Annotated in this window: 15 protein-coding genes; 3 read left to right on the forward strand and 12 right to left on the reverse strand. The window is 70.9% G+C overall.

What is annotated here, in order from left to right; genetic code table 11:
* Positions 1–19: 19 nt before the first annotated feature.
* The 3 genes from ACQKQD_RS27705 to ACQKQD_RS27715 form a co-directional block, all read right to left on the reverse strand.
* Entirely contained in the window at positions 20–1,240 is a 1,221-nt protein-coding gene (locus ACQKQD_RS27705) for a CaiB/BaiF CoA transferase family protein (protein WP_427510145.1), read from the reverse strand.
* A 6-nt stretch (positions 1,241–1,246) separates the two neighbouring features.
* Complete coding sequence (locus ACQKQD_RS27710) at positions 1,247–2,539, reverse strand: MFS transporter (protein ID WP_020091892.1); 1,293 nt, start codon at positions 2,537–2,539, stop codon at positions 1,247–1,249.
* Positions 2,540–2,764: 225 nt separating this feature from the next.
* Positions 2,765–4,027, reverse strand: coding sequence for a nitrate/nitrite transporter (locus ACQKQD_RS27715; protein WP_100251160.1), 1,263 nt, complete (start codon positions 4,025–4,027; stop codon positions 2,765–2,767).
* Between the two features lie 512 nt (positions 4,028–4,539).
* On the opposite strand from ACQKQD_RS27715, the gene ACQKQD_RS27720 reads away from it, so the two are divergent.
* Entirely contained in the window at positions 4,540–5,487 is a 948-nt protein-coding gene (locus tag ACQKQD_RS27720) for a L,D-transpeptidase (RefSeq protein WP_331299979.1), read from the forward strand.
* A gap of 57 nt (positions 5,488–5,544) precedes the next feature.
* Here ACQKQD_RS27720 and glpX read toward each other — a convergent pair whose 3' ends face one another.
* The 3 genes from glpX to ACQKQD_RS27735 all read right to left on the reverse strand — a co-directional run bounded on the left by glpX (position 5,545) and on the right by ACQKQD_RS27735 (position 8,786).
* Positions 5,545–6,528: a class II fructose-bisphosphatase gene (gene glpX, locus ACQKQD_RS27725; RefSeq protein ID WP_020091889.1), complete on the reverse strand. Its 984-nt coding sequence runs from the start codon at positions 6,526–6,528 to the stop codon at positions 5,545–5,547.
* 145 nt (positions 6,529–6,673) lie between these two features.
* A complete protein-coding gene (locus tag ACQKQD_RS27730) occupies positions 6,674–7,990 on the reverse strand; it encodes a homoserine dehydrogenase (protein ID WP_056528413.1) in 1,317 nt (438 codons plus the stop codon).
* A 109-nt stretch (positions 7,991–8,099) separates the two neighbouring features.
* The gene (locus ACQKQD_RS27735) at positions 8,100–8,786 is read right to left on the reverse strand and encodes a ceramidase domain-containing protein (RefSeq protein WP_427510146.1); all 687 of its coding nucleotides are present in this window, start codon (positions 8,784–8,786) and stop codon (positions 8,100–8,102) included.
* Positions 8,787–8,881: 95 nt separating this feature from the next.
* Here ACQKQD_RS27735 and xth point away from each other — a divergent pair, with 95 nt between their 5' ends.
* Positions 8,882–9,676, forward strand: coding sequence for an exodeoxyribonuclease III (xth, locus tag ACQKQD_RS27740; protein WP_020091886.1), 795 nt, complete (start codon positions 8,882–8,884; stop codon positions 9,674–9,676).
* A gap of 23 nt (positions 9,677–9,699) precedes the next feature.
* Complete coding sequence (locus ACQKQD_RS27745) at positions 9,700–10,323, forward strand: glutathione S-transferase family protein (protein WP_020091885.1); 624 nt, start codon at positions 9,700–9,702, stop codon at positions 10,321–10,323.
* A gap of 35 nt (positions 10,324–10,358) precedes the next feature.
* On the opposite strand, the gene ACQKQD_RS27750 is transcribed toward ACQKQD_RS27745, so the two are convergent.
* The 6 genes from ACQKQD_RS27750 to ACQKQD_RS27775 all read right to left on the reverse strand — a co-directional run bounded on the left by ACQKQD_RS27750 (position 10,359) and on the right by ACQKQD_RS27775 (position 17,687).
* Positions 10,359–11,261: a tetratricopeptide repeat protein gene (locus tag ACQKQD_RS27750; protein WP_091927843.1), complete on the reverse strand. Its 903-nt coding sequence runs from the start codon at positions 11,259–11,261 to the stop codon at positions 10,359–10,361.
* On the reverse strand, positions 11,248–12,978 hold the full coding sequence (gene ilvD, locus ACQKQD_RS27755; RefSeq protein WP_020091883.1) for a dihydroxy-acid dehydratase: 1,731 nt from the start codon (positions 12,976–12,978) through the stop codon (positions 11,248–11,250). Before ilvD ends, ACQKQD_RS27750 begins: the two co-directional genes overlap by 14 nt.
* Before the next feature lie 716 nt (positions 12,979–13,694).
* Complete coding sequence (locus ACQKQD_RS27760) at positions 13,695–14,555, reverse strand: transglutaminase-like domain-containing protein (protein WP_020091882.1); 861 nt, start codon at positions 14,553–14,555, stop codon at positions 13,695–13,697.
* Positions 14,556–14,773: 218 nt separating this feature from the next.
* Positions 14,774–15,379: a LutC/YkgG family protein gene (locus tag ACQKQD_RS27765; RefSeq protein ID WP_427510147.1), complete on the reverse strand. Its 606-nt coding sequence runs from the start codon at positions 15,377–15,379 to the stop codon at positions 14,774–14,776.
* Positions 15,376–16,947, reverse strand: coding sequence for a lactate utilization protein B (locus ACQKQD_RS27770; protein WP_427510148.1), 1,572 nt, complete (start codon positions 16,945–16,947; stop codon positions 15,376–15,378). Before ACQKQD_RS27770 ends, ACQKQD_RS27765 begins: the two co-directional genes overlap by 4 nt.
* Positions 16,944–17,687 (reverse strand): (Fe-S)-binding protein, encoded by a 744-nt coding sequence (locus tag ACQKQD_RS27775; protein ID WP_091976638.1) that lies wholly within the window; start codon positions 17,685–17,687, stop codon positions 16,944–16,946. The genes ACQKQD_RS27770 and ACQKQD_RS27775 overlap by 4 nt, the downstream gene beginning before the upstream one ends.
* Positions 17,688–17,850: the final 163 nt, after the last annotated feature.

The raw sequence follows: 17,850 nt of genomic DNA on the forward strand, positions 1-17,850 counted from the left end.
GGGTCTCCGGGTGGCGGCGTCAGGCCGCGGTCTCGCGGACCACGCCCCGCGCGATCAGCGCGTCGATCTCGGCCGGCGCGTAGCCGGCCTCCGCCAGGATCGCGCGGGAATGCTCGCCGAGCAACGGGGCCGGCCCGTGCACGCGTCCCGGCGTCTCGGAGAACTTCACCGGCAGGCCGAGCGTCGTCATGCGGCCGACCCGCGGGTGATCGACCTCGACCACCATCTCGCGGGCGAGGGTCTGCGGGTCCCGGTGCATCGCGTTCACGTCGAGGACCGGCCCGGCCGGGACGCCGCCGGCCTCGAGCCTCGCGAGCCACTCGGCCGAGCCGTGGGCCCGGAAGATCGGCGCGAGGGTCGCGGCGAGCGCGTGCCGGTTGGCCATCCGGTCGCGGTTCAGCGCGAAGCGCGGGTCCTCGGCGAGGTCGTCGGCGCCGATGGCCTTCAGCAGGCGCAGCCAGTTGGTCTGGTTGGCCGCGCCGATCGTGATCCAGCCGTCGGCGGTCTCGAAGGCCTCGTAGGGGGCGTTCAGCGGATGGGCCGAGCCCATCGGCCCGGGCGCGACCCCGGTCGCCATGGCGATGGCCGACTGCCAGTAGGTGTGGGTGATGCCGGCCTCGAACAGCGACGTGTCGACCGCCTGGCCCCGGCCCGTGCGGAGCCGGTTCGCGTAGGCGGCGAGGATGCCCATGGCGGCCAGGATGCCGGCGGTGATGTCGGTGACCGGTGGCCCGCACTTCATCGGCGGACGCCCGGGCCCCTCGCCGGTCACCGACATGAGGCCGCTCATGCCCTGCGCCACGAGGTCGAACCCGGCCCGGTCGGCGTAGGGACCGGTGCGGCCGAAGCCGGAGAGCGAGCAGTAGACCAGCTCCGGGAACTCGACCTTGAGGGTCTCGTACCCGATCCCGAGGCGCTCCATCGTGCCGCCGCGGTAGTTCTCGATCAGGGCGTCCGCGCCCTTGAGCAGGCGCCGCAGGACCGCGACGCCGTCCGGATCCTTCAGGTCGAGGCTGAGTCCGCGCTTGCCGCGGTTCATCATCATGTAGGCGGCGCTCTCGCCCTCGAGGGCAGGCGGGACGGTGCGACGGGTGTCGTCGCCCTCCCTCTTCTCGACCTTGATCACCTCCGCGCCCATGTCGGCGAGCATCAGCCCGCAGACCGGTCCGGCCATGATGTGGGCGAGCTCGATCACCCGCATCCCGGCGAGGGGACCCGACCGCTTCATCGTCTCCGCCATCGCGCGCTACTCCCCGGCCGGGACGGTGGCCGCGGGGCCGACCGGCGGCGTGACGGGATCCACGAACTCCCGCTCAGGGTGCATCGTGAAGGCCAGCGCGGCGCCGAGCAGGCACAGGCCGATCGAGCCGACGAACGGCAGCGTCCAGCTCCCGGTCACGTCGACGATGACGCCGAAGACGATCGGCGAGACGATCGCCGCCACCGCCGAGCCGGTGTTCATCAGCCCGCTGGCGGTGCCGGCGTATTTCGGCGCGATGTCCATCGGCACCGACCAGATCGGTCCGATCACCAGTTCCGCGAAGAAGAAGCCGGAGGACAGCAGCAGCGCCACGAGGGTCAGGTCCCGGGTCATGAACACGCCCGCGAGGCTCGCGGCCGCCCCGAGGAAGCCGATCACGATCACCGACAGGCGCGCGAGCTTCACCTTGCCGGTGCGGTGCAGGATCGAGTCGCTGAGCAGGCCGCCGACCGTGTCGCCGACGACGCCGGCGAAGAACACGCCCGAGGCGAACAGGGCCGAATTCTTCAGGTCGAGGCTGTAGTTCTCCTTGAAGAAGCTCGGCAGCCAGCCGAGGAAGAGCCACAGCGTCCAGCCGTAGCAGAAATACGTGACGGTGACCGGCAGCATCCGGCGCGTCAGGGCGCCCCACGGCACGCTCTGCTTCGCGCCGACCTGGCGGGGCGGCGGCAGCGTCGCGAGCTCGGCCTCGGTGATCGCCGGATGCTCGGACGGGTCGTCGCGGAAGTACAGCCACCAGATCGCGACCCAGACGAAGCTCACCGCGCCGAGGATGACGAAGCTGGTCCGCCAGCCGAAATGGTAGATCAGGAAGGCCACGATCGGGGGCGCCACCGCGTTGCCGAGCCGCGCGAAGGCGTGGGTGATGCCCTGCGCGAAACCGCGCCGGCCGGGCGCCGTCCAGTTCTGCATGGCGCGGGTGGCGGTCGGAAAGGTCGCGCCCTCGCCGAAGCCGAGCAGCACCCGGGCCATGAACAGGCTGACGAGGCCGCCGACCATGCCGGTCAGGATGGTCGCCGAGGCCCAGATCACCCCGCAGGCCAGCAGCGTGCGCCGGGCGCCGAACTTGTCGCCGACCGAGCCGCCGATCACCTGGAAGATCGCGTAGGGGTACGCGAAGGCCGACAGGATCAGACCGAAATCGGTCTTCGACATGCCGAAATCGCGCATGATCTCCGCACCGGCCGTGGCGATGTTCACCCGGTCCAGGTACGTGATGAAGTACATCAGACAGAGCAGGCCGAGCACGCCGTTCGTGGCGCTGAAGCGCTTCGACATCGACCGTTCCTCCCATGGGGGCGCCGCCTCGCGCGGTCGCCGGGCACCTCGGCTCTCGGACCGGGCGCTCTTTCGTAATGCATTATTCAAACGCGTCGCGCGGCGGAACGCAACCGCCGACGTGCATCCGGCACGTGAATTCATTCCACGGGGTGCAACTGAAAACGGGGGCCGCCCGGGCCCCCGTCTCGTGTCGGTCGCGGCCGGCAGGCGCCGCGGCGCCGATCAGGCCGTCGCGGGCCGGAGCTGACCCTGCTCGGCCTCGGTCGGGGCGCCGATCGCCTTGCCGAGCGCCTTGCCGCGCGGTCCGACCCAGCTCCCGACCCATTTGCGCTGCCAGAGGGCGAGGCAACCGAGCACGATCGCGGTGAAGATGGCGTAGCCGACGAAGCCCAGCGAGAACGAGCCGGTATACTGCTTCGACAGGCCCATGACGTTCGGCAGGATCGCGCCGCCGAGCGCGCCGATCTCGCCGATCATCGAGCCGGCCACCGCCGTGTTGGTGGGCCAGCGCAGCGGGACGAGCTGGAACAGCGCGCCGTTGCCGGCGCCGAGCGCCGCGAAGCACAGCATGAACAGGAGCGTCGTGAGCGCCAGCGACGGGGTCGCGGTCAGCGAGAGCAGGGTCGCGATCGCCGCCAGCAGCACCACCGACAGCACCGCGATGCCGCCCATCCGGTCGGCGAAGTAGCCGCCGACGATCCGGATGCCGGAGCCCATGAAGGCCGCCAGCATCGTCAGCCGCCCGGCCTCGACCTTCGTCACCGCGAACTGCTCGTAGAAGAAGGTCGGCAGGAAGTTCGACAGGCCGATGAAGCCGCCGAAGGTGATCACGTAGATCAGCGAGAACGCCCAGCCGTCCTTCGTGAACAGGCAGGAGACGTGCTCCTTGAAGGACTGGTGCTCGCAATCCGGCGGCTCCTTGGCGAGCACGATCATGACCGCCAGCGGCAGCAGCATGACGAGGCCCGCGAAGGCGTAGGTGGTCTGCCAGCCGTAGGCCTGGGCCAGCGGCGGAGCGAACAGCACGGCCAGCACGGTGCCGGAATTGCCGGCGCCCGCGATGCCCATCGCCAGTCCCTTGTGTTCCGGCGGGAACCAGCCGGAGCCGAGGGAGAGCGCGACGCCGAAGGACGCGCCGGCGATGCCGAGCAGCACGCCCATGGCGAGCACGTCGTTGTAGGAGGAGACGAAGAGATAGCCGTAGGCCATCGCCAGCATGATCACGACCATCTCGGTGATCGCGGCGTTCTTGCGGCCGATATACTGGGCCAGGACGCCGAGCGGGAAGCGCATCAGCGCACCGGCGAGGATCGGTAGCGAGATCATGAAGCCGGTCTGGGCCGGCGTCAGCTTGTAAGTCTCGGTGATGAACGGGCCCATGGCGCCGTTCAGGACCCAGATGGCGAAGCAGAAATCGAAGTAGAGGAATGCCGCGAACAGCGTCGGGGGGTGACCCGACTTCATCACCGTTTTGAAGCTGGCCATAGCTGGTGCTCGTCGTAAGTGGGCGAACCGCCGTGCGGTCGCTCATGCCGGGGATCCGGACTCACACCGTCCGCTGTTTGGAGCGTCGTTGCTCCGCCGCCGCAGCAGGCGCGGCTGACTGGGCAATGCAGCAAGCGTGCCATCCCGGACGGACGCCCGCCGACCGGATCGCTCGGCCGTCGCGGCGCCGCGGCCGAACCGCAATCCGCCAAGTCGCTGGCGCCGAGTCGCTGCCGCTCGGCGAGGCAGGCGTGCCGAGTAAACGGGCGCTCGCCCGGCGCCCTCACGGATCGGTGAGCGGCGCGGCCGAAATCGTTGCTGCACGAGGGCAACACACGCGGCGAGAAACGACCCGGAAGACCCTGTAAGTTGCCCTCGATGACCGTCGGCAACTTGGCGGTAAAGCGCGACCTTTGCTAAGCCCCGGGATGAGCTGTGCCGCGACTTCGTGCCGGCCCGCTCGCCTGCGCGTCGCGGCAAGCCCCGGCGGCGCCTCCCGAGGAATTCGAACCATGTCCGCCCCGATCCGTCGCCTTCTCCTGGCCGGCTTCACGGTCCTCGCCCTCGCCTCCGCCGCGCACGCCCAGGGCCGCGGCCCCGTGGGTGATGCCGGGATCGACGGGTTCGGCGACGACAATCAGCTCTACCAGGATCAGAACGGCGCGCTCTACGTGCGTCGCGGCGGCCGCTACCTGCCCTATACCGGCCGCACCGACTTCGTGCGCCCGGCACCCCCGCCGCCCGCCACGCAGGCCCCGGTCGCGCCGCCGCCGGCCGCCAACCTGGAGACGGACCCGACGGTCCCGGCACGCCCGGGCAGCGCGCCTGCGGCCGAGGGGCTCTCGCCGCTGGAGGCCGCCAAGGCCAAGGCCGTGCTCCGCGCGCCCGACAACGAGCCGATCGACTACGCCAAGATCTACGGCCCGATCACGGACGACGTGTTCCCGGTCCAAGCGTTCAATTACAAGAAGATGAACCCCGCGTTCCTCCGTCAGGAGATCGCCTATCACGGTCCCTACGAGCCGGGGACGATCATCGTCGACCCGCGGGCCCACCAGCTCACCCTGGTCGAGGCGAACGGCCGGGGCCGCCGCTACGGCGTCGGCGTCGGCAAGCAGGGCTTCTCGTGGTCGGGCACCGCGACGGTGAATTCCAAGCAGGCGTGGCCGGACTGGTATCCGCCGAAGGAGATGATCGCCCGCAGCCCGAAGCTCGCCAGCGAGGTCGACAAGCTGCAGAGCGGTCTCGGCGTCGCCGGCGGTCTGCGCAATCCGCTCGGCGCCCGCGCCATGTACCTCTGGCAGGGCAACAAGGACACGCTGTTCCGCATCCACGGAACCCTCGAGCCCTTCTCCATCGGCAAGAGCGTGTCGTCGGGCTGCATCCGGATGATCAATCAGGACGCGATCGACCTGTTCAGCCGGGTCGGCGTCGGCAGCAAGGTGGTGGTGCTGAACTGAGGCCGGGCCGGGCCCACCGCCCGAGCCCCGCCGGTCCGGGACCGGCGGTCCGCCGGTTCAGGTCAGCCCGCGCCGGTGCTCGCCGAGGATCCGGCGGACCGTCCCGGCCTCGGACCGGTACACCAGGGTCTCGGTCTGGATCTTGTCCGGCCGGAAGCGCACGCCGCGCAGGAGGGCCCCGTCGGTGATGCCCGTGGCGGCCACGATGACGTCGCCGCTCGCGAGGTCGGTCAGGTCGTATTTCCGGTCCAGATTCTCGATGCCCATCTCGGCGGCCCGGCGCCGACGGTCCGGGGTGTCGAGGATCAGGCGTCCCTGCATCTGGCCGCCGATGCAGCGCATCGCGGCGGCCGCCAGCACGCCCTCGGGCGCCGCGCCGGTCCCGAGATAGAGGTCGATGCCCGTCTCCTCGGGGCTCGCCGTGAAGATGATGCCGGCGATGTCGCCGTCCGAGATCAGGCGGACCGCCGCGCCGGCCGCCCGCACCTCGGCCACGAGCGCCGCGTGGCGGGGACGGTCGAGGATCAGCGCGGTGATCTGCTTCGGGTCGACGCCCTTGGCCCGGGCCAGCGCCGCGATGTTGTCGGTCGGGCTGGCGTCGAGATCGACGAGGCCGGGCGGGTATCCGGGCCCGATCGCGATCTTCTGCATGTAGACGTCCGGCGCGGCGAGGAGCGAGCCGCGCTCGGCCATGGCCATGACGGCTATGGCGCCGGGCATGTCCTTGGCGCAGAGGGTCGTGCCCTCCAGCGGGTCGACCGCGATGTCGACCTCGGGCCCTTCCCCGAGACCGAGCTGCTCGCCGATGAACAGCATCGGCGCCTGATCGCGCTCGCCCTCCCCGATCACCACGGTGCCGCGGATCGGCAGGCCGTTGAGTTCGTCGCGCATCGCGTCGACCGCGGCCTGGTCGGCCGCCTTCTCGTCGCCCTGGCCGCGCAATCGGGCGGCGGCGATGGCGGCACGCTCCGTCACGCGGGCCAGTTCGAGGGCGAGCGTGCGCGGGACGCCGCGCGATGCCGGCTTGGGGGCCTCTTCCATGGTTTCCTGCCTCTGGCCGGGTCCGATCTTGGGGTCGGATCCCGGATGGATACCGTCGGATGACGGCCGCGCAGCGTATACGCCGCTTCGCTAATGCCCACTATCCTGCATCAAGCGGTGGGGGGTCACGCTACCGTATGCACTGTTATTCACGCTCGATCCGGATCAGCTGCGGCGGCTCCGCCAGCAGCCCGTCGGCGCCGATGGCGTCGAGGGCGTCGCGGATGTTGCCCTCGGTCGCCGCGTAGGTGATCAGCACCAGCGGCACCGGCCGACCGGAGCGGCCGCGCGGATCGGCCTCCGGCCCCTCGACGCGGCGCTGCAGGATGCTCTCCAGGGAGATGGATCGCTCGGCCATCCGCTGCGCGACGCCGGCCGCGACGCCCGGGCGGTCATGGACGGTGAGGCGGATGTAGTAGCCGCCCTCGTGACGCTGCATCTCCACGCGCTCGCTGGCGCGCATCGCCGCGGCCGGAACGCCGAAGGTCGGGCGGATCACGCCGCGCGCCACGTCGGCGATGTCGGCCACCACCGCGGAGGCCGTGGCCTCGCCGCCGGCGCCGGGACCGATGAGCGTGAGCTCGCCCACCGCGTCCGCGTCGATCGTCACGGCGTTGGTCACGCCCATGACCTGCGCGATCGCCGAGGATTTCGGCACCATGGTCGGGTGGACCCGCTGCTCGATGCCGGCCTCGGTCGCCTGCGCGACGCCGAGCAGCTTGATCCGGTATCCGAGCTCGTCCGCCATGCGCAGATCGAGGGGCTGCACCCGGGAGATGCCCTCGACCGACACGCCGTCGGCGTCGACGGCGGTCCCGAAGGCGAGGCTCGTCAGGATCGCGAGCTTGTGCGCGGTGTCGAACCCCTCGACGTCGAAGGTCGGGTCCGCCTCGGCGTAGCCCAGGGCCTGCGCGTCCTTCAGGCAGGCCTCGAAGGTCAGCCCCTCGCGCTCCATGCGGCTGAGGATGTAGTTGCAGGTGCCGTTGAGGATCCCGTAGACGCGGGAGACCGCGTTGCCCGGCAGGCCCTCGCGCAGGGTCTTGATCACCGGGATGCCGCCGGCCACCGCCGCCTCGAAGGCGAGGGCCACGCCCTTCGCCTCGGCCTGCGCGGCCAGGGCGGCGCCGTGGCGCGCCAGCAGCGCCTTGTTGGCGGTCACCACCGGCTTGCCGGCCGCGAGCGCCGCCTCGACCACGGCCTTGGCCGGTCCCTCGGCGCCGCCGATCAGCTCGACCACGCAGTCCACGGATTCCGACCGGGCGAGCGCCACCGGATCGTCGAACCACGCGATGCCGGACAGGTCGAGGCCGCGGTCCCGGCCACGGTCGCGCGAAGAGACCGCGGTGACGCGGATGTCGAGGCCCGCCGCAGCGAAGGCGGCGCGGCGGCGCTCGACCATCCGGACCACGGACGCACCGACGGTCCCGAGTCCGGCGATCCCGAGGCGAAAGCTCACTGTCATGACCCCTTCCGTGCCCGGGCGACCGCGTTGGGCCGGGCGCCCGATGCGGCGCACTTCTGCAAGAATTCCGCCCCGCCCGCAAGGAATTGGCCCGGGACCGCGGGGCGTGTCACCCGGCGGTCTCCCGGTGGCGGATCGCCGTCGCCACGAGGGCGTACAGGACGACGGCGTTCAGCACATGCCAGAGCGGGTGCGTGCCGGTCGGCAGCAGCGCGCAGGCCGCCCGGTCGCCGGTTCGCGCCGCGAGCGAGATCAGGAAGAGCAGGCCGATGCCGGCGAGCCGCCGCCCGGTCCCGACGAAGCGCTCCTCCGGCCGCCGCGCGGCGGCCCAGGCGACGCCGAACAGCGCCAGCAGGGCGGGCAGGTAGTCGACCGAGCCGTTGGTGAGCCGCGCGACGTCGAGGCCGGTCAGCCCGTCGAGCAGGGGCGTGAGCGCGAATCCGAGGAGCGCGAAGCCGCCCGTCGCCGCCGCGACCCGGACCGGCGCCAAGCGCAGGAACCGCGAGAGGGCCAGCGCGAGGTAGGCGTAGATGAACAGCGCGATCGGGACGACGTCCGCGAGCATCGCCCAGTAGACCGCCAGGGTGTGGAACAGGAACGAGCCGACGCCCACCACGGCGATCAGGGCCGCCAGCCCGAGGCAGGTCCGGTCCGGCGGATCGGCCACGGCGGCGCGCCGCGCCGCGGCGGCGGCGGCCAGCAGGAAGGCCGCGTTCGACAGCGCGTTCGCGGGCTCGGCCCAGAAGTCCGGCCCGCCCCGCTCGCAGTAAGCCGACACCGGCTCGAACCAGTTCATCCGCCGACCCTACTTGCCCGTCCTTGCGCCGGGATGGCCTTGTCAGCGCGACGCGAAGCGCGGATGACGGCCGGGCGGCGACCGGAAGCGAGGCGATGCGGATCACCACCTGGAACGTCAACTCGATCAAGCAGCGGCTCCCGCACCTCCTCGGCTTCCTGGAGGAGGCGCGGCCCGACGTGGTCTGCCTGCAAGAGCTGAAATGCCAGGACGAGGCCTTCCCGCGCGCCGACATCGAGGCGGCGGGCTACGCGGTCGAGACGCTGGGCCAGAAGGCCTATAACGGCGTGGCGCTGCTGGTCCGGGCGCCGCTGGCCATGTCGGAGATCCGGCGCGGGCTGCCGGGCGACGCCGCCGACGAGCAGGCCCGCTACATCGAGGCGCTGATCTCGGGCGCGGACACCCGCCCGGTGCGCGTGGCATCGATCTACCTGCCGAACGGCAACCCGGTGGACAGCCCGAAATACCCGTACAAGCTCGCCTTCATGGAGCGGCTGCGGCTCCACGCCCGGGCGCTGCTGGACGACGAGATCGCGGTGGTGCTGGCGGGCGACTACAACGTCATCCCGGAGGCGGCCGACGCGGCCGATCCGGAGGCGTGGCGCTCGGACGCCCTGTTCCTCGGGACGACCCGGGCGGCGTTCCGGGCGATCCTCGCCGAGGGCTACACCGACGCCCTGCGCGCCTGCGACCCGCGCGACGGGCTCTACACCTTCTGGGACTATCAGGCCGGGTGCTGGCAGCGGAATGCCGGCATCCGCATCGACCACCTGCTGCTCTCGCCCCAGGCCGGCGACCGCCTGGTCTCGGCCTCGGTCCAGAAGCACATGCGCGGGCTCGACAAGCCGTCGGACCACGTGCCGGTCACGGCGGAGCTGGCGGCCGGTTAGAGCCGCGATCGGGGGGAACGACGATGATCATCTACGGCAGCAGCGTGTCGCCCTACGTGCGCAAGGTGCTCGCGGCGCTCTACGAGAAGGGCGTCGCCTTCGAGCACCGCCCGGTCGGCTTCCACGCGCAGGATCCCGGCTTCCGGGCCGCGAGCCCGATGGGGAAGATCCCCGCGATGGAGGATGCCGGGTATCGCCTCGCCGATTCGAGCGCCATCGTGGACTATCTCGAGCGGCTGCATCCGGCGCCCGCGCTGATCCCCGAGGACGCGCGGGACGCCGCCCGCGCCCGCTGGTTCGACAAGTTCGGCGAGTGCGAGCTGACCCGGCAGGTGCTGGTGCCGTTCGTCGAGCGCTTCCTCAAGCCACGCCTGTTCAAGGTCGAGGGCGACGAGGCCCTGGCGCAGCGGACCGTCGACACGGCGCTGCCGCCGCTGTTCGACTACCTCGAATCGCAGATCGACGGGCCCTACCTCGTCGGCGGCCGGTTCGGCATCGCCGACATCGCCGTGGCGGCGCCGTTCCACAACCTGCGGCTGGCCAAGGTCGCGGTCGACGGCGCCCGGTGGCCGAAGCTCGCCGACTGGGTGGCGGCGACGCTGGAGCGGCCGTCCTTCACCGCGGCGATCGCCGCGGCGAAGAGCTGAGGCCGCTCAGCGCCGCTTGCACAGTCGAGGGCGGCTCAGCGCCGCTTGCGGATCGAGCCCACGGTCTGGAGCTGCGTCTGCGCCTCGGCGCGGTCGTCCTCGCTGGCGGCCGCCCAGTTCTTCTCGTAGAGCGCGACGATCCAGTCGTCCTTGCGGCTCTCGGCGCCTTCCCGGGCGAGCGAGAGCCACATCAGGCCGCGCACCCGCTGGACCGGGATGCCGCCCAGGCCGTTGACCAGCATGTCGCCGAGCAGCGCCTGCGCCGGGTGGTGGCCCTTCTCGGCGGCGAGGTTGAACCAGCGCGCGGCCTGCCGCGGGTCGGCCTCGACGCCGGTGCCGTCGAGGTAGAGCCGGGCGAGATTGTACTGCGCGTTCGGGTCCCCGTAGTAGGAAGCCGCGTAGTTGAACATGTCGTAGGCGCGCTCGGGATTGGGGCGCACGTAGGTGCCCTTGATTCCCTCCAGGAAGTAGGTGCCCAGAGCCGTGAAGGCGCTGCCCAGGACCGCCGAGTTCTGCGGATCGGGCCCGTCATCGGTGCTGGCATCGGCGATCCGCGAGAAGAACTCGAACGCCTTCAGGTCGTCGTGCGGGACGCCGTCGCCGTCGGCGTACATCCGGCCGAGCTTCCACAGCGCAAGGGCGTGGCCCTGGCCGGCCGCGTACTCCAGCGCGCGGGCGGCGCCCTGCTTGTCGCCGGCATTGTACTCGCGCATGCCGGCGCGCAGCGCGTCCTTGGCCGAGCGGTAGCTCTTGTCGGCGACCGGGACCTGCACGGGCGTGCGGACATTGGCGTCGAGGGCGCGCGACGGCGCGACCGGCAGCGCGACCAGGGCGAGCGCCCAGGTCGCGACCGCGAGCCGGCCGACGGACCGGAACCGACCGGGATCGGCCCCGGCCGGCGCCCTGCGCCGGCTGAGGTCAGTCCTAGACGTCCGCATAGCTCTGCGTCTCCTTGGCACCTCCCGGATGGGTGACGGCGCCGTACAATGCCGGGCCGACGCCCTGCGCGTATTTCCAGAGGTAGCCGGAGGTCGCGGTGTTGGGCCGCGCGGTCCAGGCCTTCCGCCGCTCGGCCAGCTCCGCGTCCGACAGGGCGACGCTGAGCGTGCCCTGGATCGCGTCGAGGGTGATGACGTCGCCGTCGCGCAGCAGCCCGATCGGGCCGCCCACGGCGGCCTCGGGTCCGACATGGCCGACGCAGAAGCCCCGGGTCGCGCCCGAGAAGCGCCCGTCGGTGATCAGCGCGACCTTGTCGCCCATGCCCTGGCCGTAGAGGGCCGCGGTGGTCGACAGCATCTCGCGCATGCCGGGGCCGCCCCGCGGGCCCTCGTAGCGGATCACGAGGACGTCGCCCTCCTCGTAGCTGCGGGCCTGCACGGCCGCGAAGCAGGCCTCCTCGCCGTCGAACACGCGGGCCGGGCCGGTGAAGACCTGCTTCTCGGCCGGGATGCCGGCGACCTTCACGATCGCGCCCTCAGGGGCGAGGTTGCCCTTCAGGCCGACGACACCGCCGGTCGGGGTGATCGGCCGGTTCGCCGGGTAGACCACGTCCTGGTCCGGGTTCCAGGTCACCCGGTCCATGTTCTCCGCGATGGTGCGGCCGGTAACCGTCAGGCAGTCGCCGTGCATGAAGCCGTGGTCGAGGAGCGTCTTCATCAGCAGCGGGATGCCGCCGACCTCGAACATGTCCTTGGCGACGTAGCGCCCGCCGGGCTTCAGGTCGGCGATGTAGGGCGTGCGCCGGAAGATCTCGGCCACGTCGAACAGGGTGAACTCGATGCCGCACTCGTGGGCGATCGCCGGCAGGTGCAGCGCCGCGTTGGTGGATCCGCCCGAGGCCGCCACCACCGTGGCGGCGTTCTCCAGCGCCTTGCGGGTGACGATGTCGCGCGGGCGGATGCGCTTCTCCAGGAGCTCCATCACCTTCTCGCCGGCGGTGGCGCAGAACTTGTCGCGGATCTCGTAGGGAGCCGGGGCGCCGGCCGAGTAGGGCAGCGCCAGGCCGATCGCCTCGGAGACGGTCGCCATGGTGTTGGCCGTGAACTGCGCGCCGCAGGCGCCGGCCGACGGGCAGGCGACCTGCTCCAGCTCGTCGAGGTCCTCGAGGCTCATGTCGCCGACGGCGACCTTGCCGACCGCCTCGAACAGGTCCTGGACGGTCACGGGCTTGCCGCGGAACGAGCCGGGCAGGATTGAGCCGCCGTAGATGAAGATCGAGGGCACGTTCAGCCGGACCATCGCCATCATCATGCCGGGCAGCGACTTGTCGCAGCCCGCGAGGCCGACGAGGGCGTCGTAGGCGTGGCCGCGCATGGTCAGCTCGACCGAGTCGGCGATGACCTCCCGCGACGGCAGCGACGCGCGCATGCCGCCATGGCCCATGGCGATGCCGTCGGTGACGGTGATCGTGCAGAACTCGCGCGGCGTCCCGTTGGCGGCGGCGACGCCCTTCTTCACCGCCTGCGCCTGGCGCATCAGCGAGATGTTGCAGGGCGCGGCCTCGTTCCAGCAGGAGGCGACACCCACCAGCGGCTGGTGGATCTGCTCACGGGTCAGGCCCATGGCGTAGAGGTAGGAGCGGTGCGGGGCGCGGTCGGGCCCCTCCGTGACGTGGCGACTCGGCAGCTTCGACTTGTCGTTCAAACGCGTCACCATGACTTCAGACCAAGCCTTCGCAGCCGATCCCGAGGGTGCGTTGAACCGCGGCGCGTCGCCGTTCGCGAGGCGCCGGGAGATCCGTCCGCGTGCTCGGGAAGTCCTCGTTTCCGAACGGTAAACCGTTGTCGAATTTGCCGTTTACCGCGGATGTTGAGGTGGGCCCGGACTATGGCGGGATCGCGGCGTTTACGGGCAGGTCTCGGGGCGGAGCGGGGATCGTTTTACGGTGTTGCGACCCCGCCACAGCCACGCTTGCGGCCATTTCGGCGGCGACGACAAGATGAAGGACAATGGCGCGGCGCTGACGAGACGCTTCTCCGAGACGCAACTTGTCTTCGGAGAAGCCGAGGATCTCCCGGCCGCGATCCGGGCGGGACGCGGCAATCCGGCACCCGGAAAGTCGCTGTATCACTATCCCTGCGCGGGACCGGCGCCGGCAATACGCCGACCGACGGGCGGAACGACATGTCGCGCCGCCGCCGCGGCGGGTCCGGCGCGCCAATCTGCTTGCGCGCCGCGCGGTCCTCGCTCGCGCGGAACGGCGGGTCCGGCGCGCGTCCTTGGCGGCGTCGCGGGCCTGATCGAATGGAGCCCGCGTGCCGTTCTTCGCCGACGCAGGCCGGGATCGGGCGTCCTGCACCGGCACCCGCTTCGCCGCGGCGCGGCCGGGATCACGGGATCACAGGACGACGTGATCCCGGCCGGATCCGCGCTCAGGCCGCTCCGGCGTGCGGCGCCGGGATCTCGGTCGAGATGGCGTCCACCGTGCGCGGCATCGGGCTGCCCTGCCCGTCCGCGCGCTGGATCCGGACCTGCTGATTGACTGGCTGCATGTTGCCGAAGGGCGTCGAGAAGGCGATCTCCGCGGCGTCGCGCCCGACGCCGATCCGCACCAGCCCGTCGAGGTCGGCCTGCCGGGTGGCGTCGAACAGCCACCAGCGCCCGTCGAGATAGGCCTCGAACACCGCGTGGAAGTCGCTCGGGACGAGGCCGTGGGCGTAGCAGCTCACGAACCGGGCCGGGATCCCGAGCGCCCGGCAGAAGGCGGCGCCGATATGCGCGAAGTCGCGGCAGACGCCGGCGCGCTTCAGGAGCGACTCGTGGGCGGTCGTCTCGCCGTCGCTGGAGCCGGGCTGGTAGGCGATGTGGTCGTGGATCCAGTTGCAGATCTGGTTCACGCGCGCGTGGCCCTTGGGGAGCGCCCCGAACTCGGCGAGCGCGAAGGGCGTTAGCCGGTCCGATGAGACGAACCGGCTCGGCAGCAGGAACGGCAGGATGTCGAGGGGCAGCTGCCCGATGGGCGTCTCGTTGACGGTCGCCGGGTCGGCCCGGTGCACGGTCAGGTCGACCTCGGCATTGTACTCCAGCGCGAACTGACCGGTCGGGACGTTGACCGCGAGATAGCGGTTCTGGAGGTCGGGGGTCGTGTAGAGATCGCGCTTGAGGTTCGGCGTCAGGACCAAGCTCTCGCTCAGGATCTCGACGCTCTTCAGCTTCGCCACCTCCAGATTGAAGATGAAGGTGGTGTCCGAGAGGATGTTGTAGGACAGGCTGCAACCGAGGGTGTAGCGCATCGGATCTCCTTGCCGGATGACGGCCCATCCGCCGTCCAAGCAAGGGGCGCGCCCGACCGTCGGTTCCGGCTCGATCGGGGAGTCGCGGGCGAGACGGCGGCGCCGCGTGCGTCGGACGGCGCCACCGTCATCGCGAGCGCAGCGAAGCGAGCCAGAGCGGCGCGTCCCTGGATTGCTTCGCTTCGCTCGCAAGGACGGCTGAAGCGATGGAGCCGGTCTCAGCCGCGCTCGGCGGCATCCCTCGGGAGCAGCAGCACCGTCAGAGAGCGCACGCCCTGCGCGCCGTGGATGAGGACGCCCTCGATGTCGGCGGTGGCCGACGGGCCGGTATGCAGCACCGCGTAGGCCGAGCGGCCGAATTCCGGCCGGCGGTAGGCCGCCTGCACGTTCGGCACGATGTCGGCCGGGTCGAGCAGCACGACGAGGTGCTGCGCGAGATAGGCGACGGCGTTGACGATCAGCTGGTCCTGCGTGAACAGCACCGAGCCGGTCTCGGCGATGCCGAACACCGCGCGGACCACCGCCACGTCCACGTCCTCGACCTCCTGGGGCGCGCGCACGCTCCGCAGGTCGCGGTTGCCGGTCAGCTCCGGCACCGCGGAGGCGATAACCTTGGCGGCGTCGAGGCGCTCGCGCACGCCCGCGAACACGTCGCCGGTGCCGGGCTCGGCCACGCGGCCGCCCATGCGCTTCAGCCGCTCGCCGAACTCGGCGACCAGGTCCTCGCCGACGAGCGGCGCGAACAGCGGCACCTCCGGCAGCGGGAAGTCGCCGGCCGGCCGGTTCCTGCGGATACCGTCGAGGATCGCGTCGCGGGCGCTCATCGACCCGTGTCCTTCATGCGGTTCTGCTTGTACCAGGCGTGGAAGGTCTGGCGCGGCGCGTCGGGCATCTCCCGCTTCTTCCCCCAGGTGTTGAGCGGGTTGTAGACCGCGAAGCGCGGCAGCACCTTCAGCGCGGAATCCGCCGCGCCGATCGCCGCCCGGTAGGCGGCCGGCCGCGAGAGCACGGCGCCGGCGGCCTTCATCATACCCTGCTTGAGCGCCGGGATCTGGTGCTCCTCGACCAATACCTTGCGCCACGCGAAGATCTGCTCGTGGATGTTGATCTTCACCGGGCAGACGTTGGTGCAGGAGCCGTTCATCGTCGAGGAGAACGGCAACGTCGAGTATTTCCGCTTGTTGAAGGTCGGATCGATGATCAGACCGATCGGCCCCGAATAGGTCGCGCCGTAGGAGAGGCCGCCTGAGCGCCGGTAGACCGGGCAGGTGTTCATGCAGGCGCCGCAGCGGATGCATTTCAGCGAGGTCCAGAACTCCTCCATGCCGAGGCGCTCGGAGCGGCCGTTGTCGACCAGCACCATGTGCATCTCGGTGCCCGCGCGGGGGCCGCGGAAATGCGAGGTGTACTGGGTGATCGGCGAGCCCAGCGCCGAGCGCGACAGCAGGCGGATGAACACCCCGAGGTGCTCGACCTTCGGGATGATCTTCTCGATGCCGATGGAGTGGATCTGCAGCGGCGGCACGTTGCCGGACAGGTCGGCGTTGCCCTCGTTGGTGCAGGTCACGACCGTGCCGGTCTCGGCGATCGCGAAGTTGCATCCGGTCATGCCGGCATCGGCCTTGAGGATGTAGGGCCGGGTGGTCTCGCGCTGGCTCTCGGCGAGGTAGTGCGCGTCGTCGTTGTCCGGATCGGTGCCGAGCGTCTTGGCGAAGACCTCGGCCACGTCCATCCGGGTCTTGTGGACGGCCGGCGCCACGACGTGGCTCGGCTCCTCGTTGTCGAGCTGCTGGATCCGCTCGCCGAGATCCGTCTCGATGACCTCGATGCCGTTGGCCGCCATGTGGTGGCGGAAGCCGCACTCCTCGGTGAGCATCGACTTCGACTTCACCAGCGTCTTCGCGCCGTGGCTCCGCAGGATCTCCAGCACGATCCGGTTGTGATCGGCGCCGTCCTTCGCCCAGTGCACGTGGACGCCGTTCGCCTTCGCGGCCGCCTCGAACTGCTCGAGGTACCGGTCAAGGTGGCTCAGCGTGTGGGTCTTGATCTGCGAGGCGAGCTCGCGCAGCTCCTCCCACTCCGGGATGCCGTGCGCGGAGGCGTCGCGCTTCTTGCGCAGGTCCCACAGGCGCTCGTCGTGGGCGGCCTGGTGCAGCGGCGCCGCGAGGAAGCGCTCGGCGGCCTCCGACTGGTTGATCGGCCGGTCGCCCCGGATCTTCGCGCCGCGCGGCTGCGGCTCCCGGGTCTGCGGGGCGCGGATCGGCTTCGAAGCGGCTTCCGCGTGCTGGAGACGCCGGCCGTCCGGCGCCCGCTCGCTCTCGTCGTGGCCGGCCCGCACCTCGGGGTGGATGACGCCTTCGCGCTCGCGGGGGTTGAGGTCCTCGGCGCTCATGCGGCGGCTCCGTTCAGCACCTGAGCGATGTGGATGTACTTGAGCGGCAAGCCGAGCCGTTCGGCGCAGCCCTTCTGGTGCATGAGGCAGGAGGAATCCGCCGAGACGACGTAGGCGGCCCCGGCCCGGTTCTGATCGGCGACCTTGTCGTAGCCCATCTTCGCCGAGACGGCGGGCTCGAACACCGAGAAGGTGCCGCCGAAGCCGCAGCACTCGTCCGGCCGGGCGAGGTCGACGAGCTCGACCCCCTTCACGAGGCGCAGCAGGTCGAGGGGCTTCGAGAAGTAGGGCTTCACCAGCTCGGTCGGCCGCGCGTGGTGGATGCCGCGCAGGGCGTTGCAGTTGGTGTGATAGGCGACCTTGTGGGGGAAGTTCGCCCAGGGCAGGTCCTCGACCTTCAGCACGTCGTGCAGGAACTCCACGAGCTCGTAGGTGCTGGCGCGGACGTGGCGGACCTCGTCGGTCTGCGGGATCGCCGTCAGGTGCTCGCGCACTTGGTGAACGCAGGATCCCGACGGGGCGACGATATAGTCGAATCCGGAGAAGTTCTTGACGAACAGCGCCTCGGTCGCGGCGGCCTCGGCGTGGCAGCCGGTGTTGGTCATCGGCTGGCCGCAGCAGGTCTGGTCGAACGGGTACTCGACCGTGCAGCCCAGGCGCTCGAGGAGCTCCAGGGTGGCGATCCCGACCTCCGGCTCGAAGGCGTCGACATAGCACGGCACGAACAGGCCGACCCGCATGGTCCGGCAACTCCCTGGATCACCCGGCCCAGCGGCCTGGAACGGTTCAAGACTGACCGAGGGTCTACCGGAAGGGGCGGCCCTTGGCGAGGTCGCCCGCTGCGGCACCGTGCCCGCTGTAACCGGGGAGTTTTCCTGGGAAGCGATGCCGCGCGCTTGATTT

Source organism: Methylobacterium sp. NPDC080182 (assembly GCF_050281105.1).
Classification (GTDB): Bacteria; Pseudomonadota; Alphaproteobacteria; order Rhizobiales; family Beijerinckiaceae; genus Methylobacterium.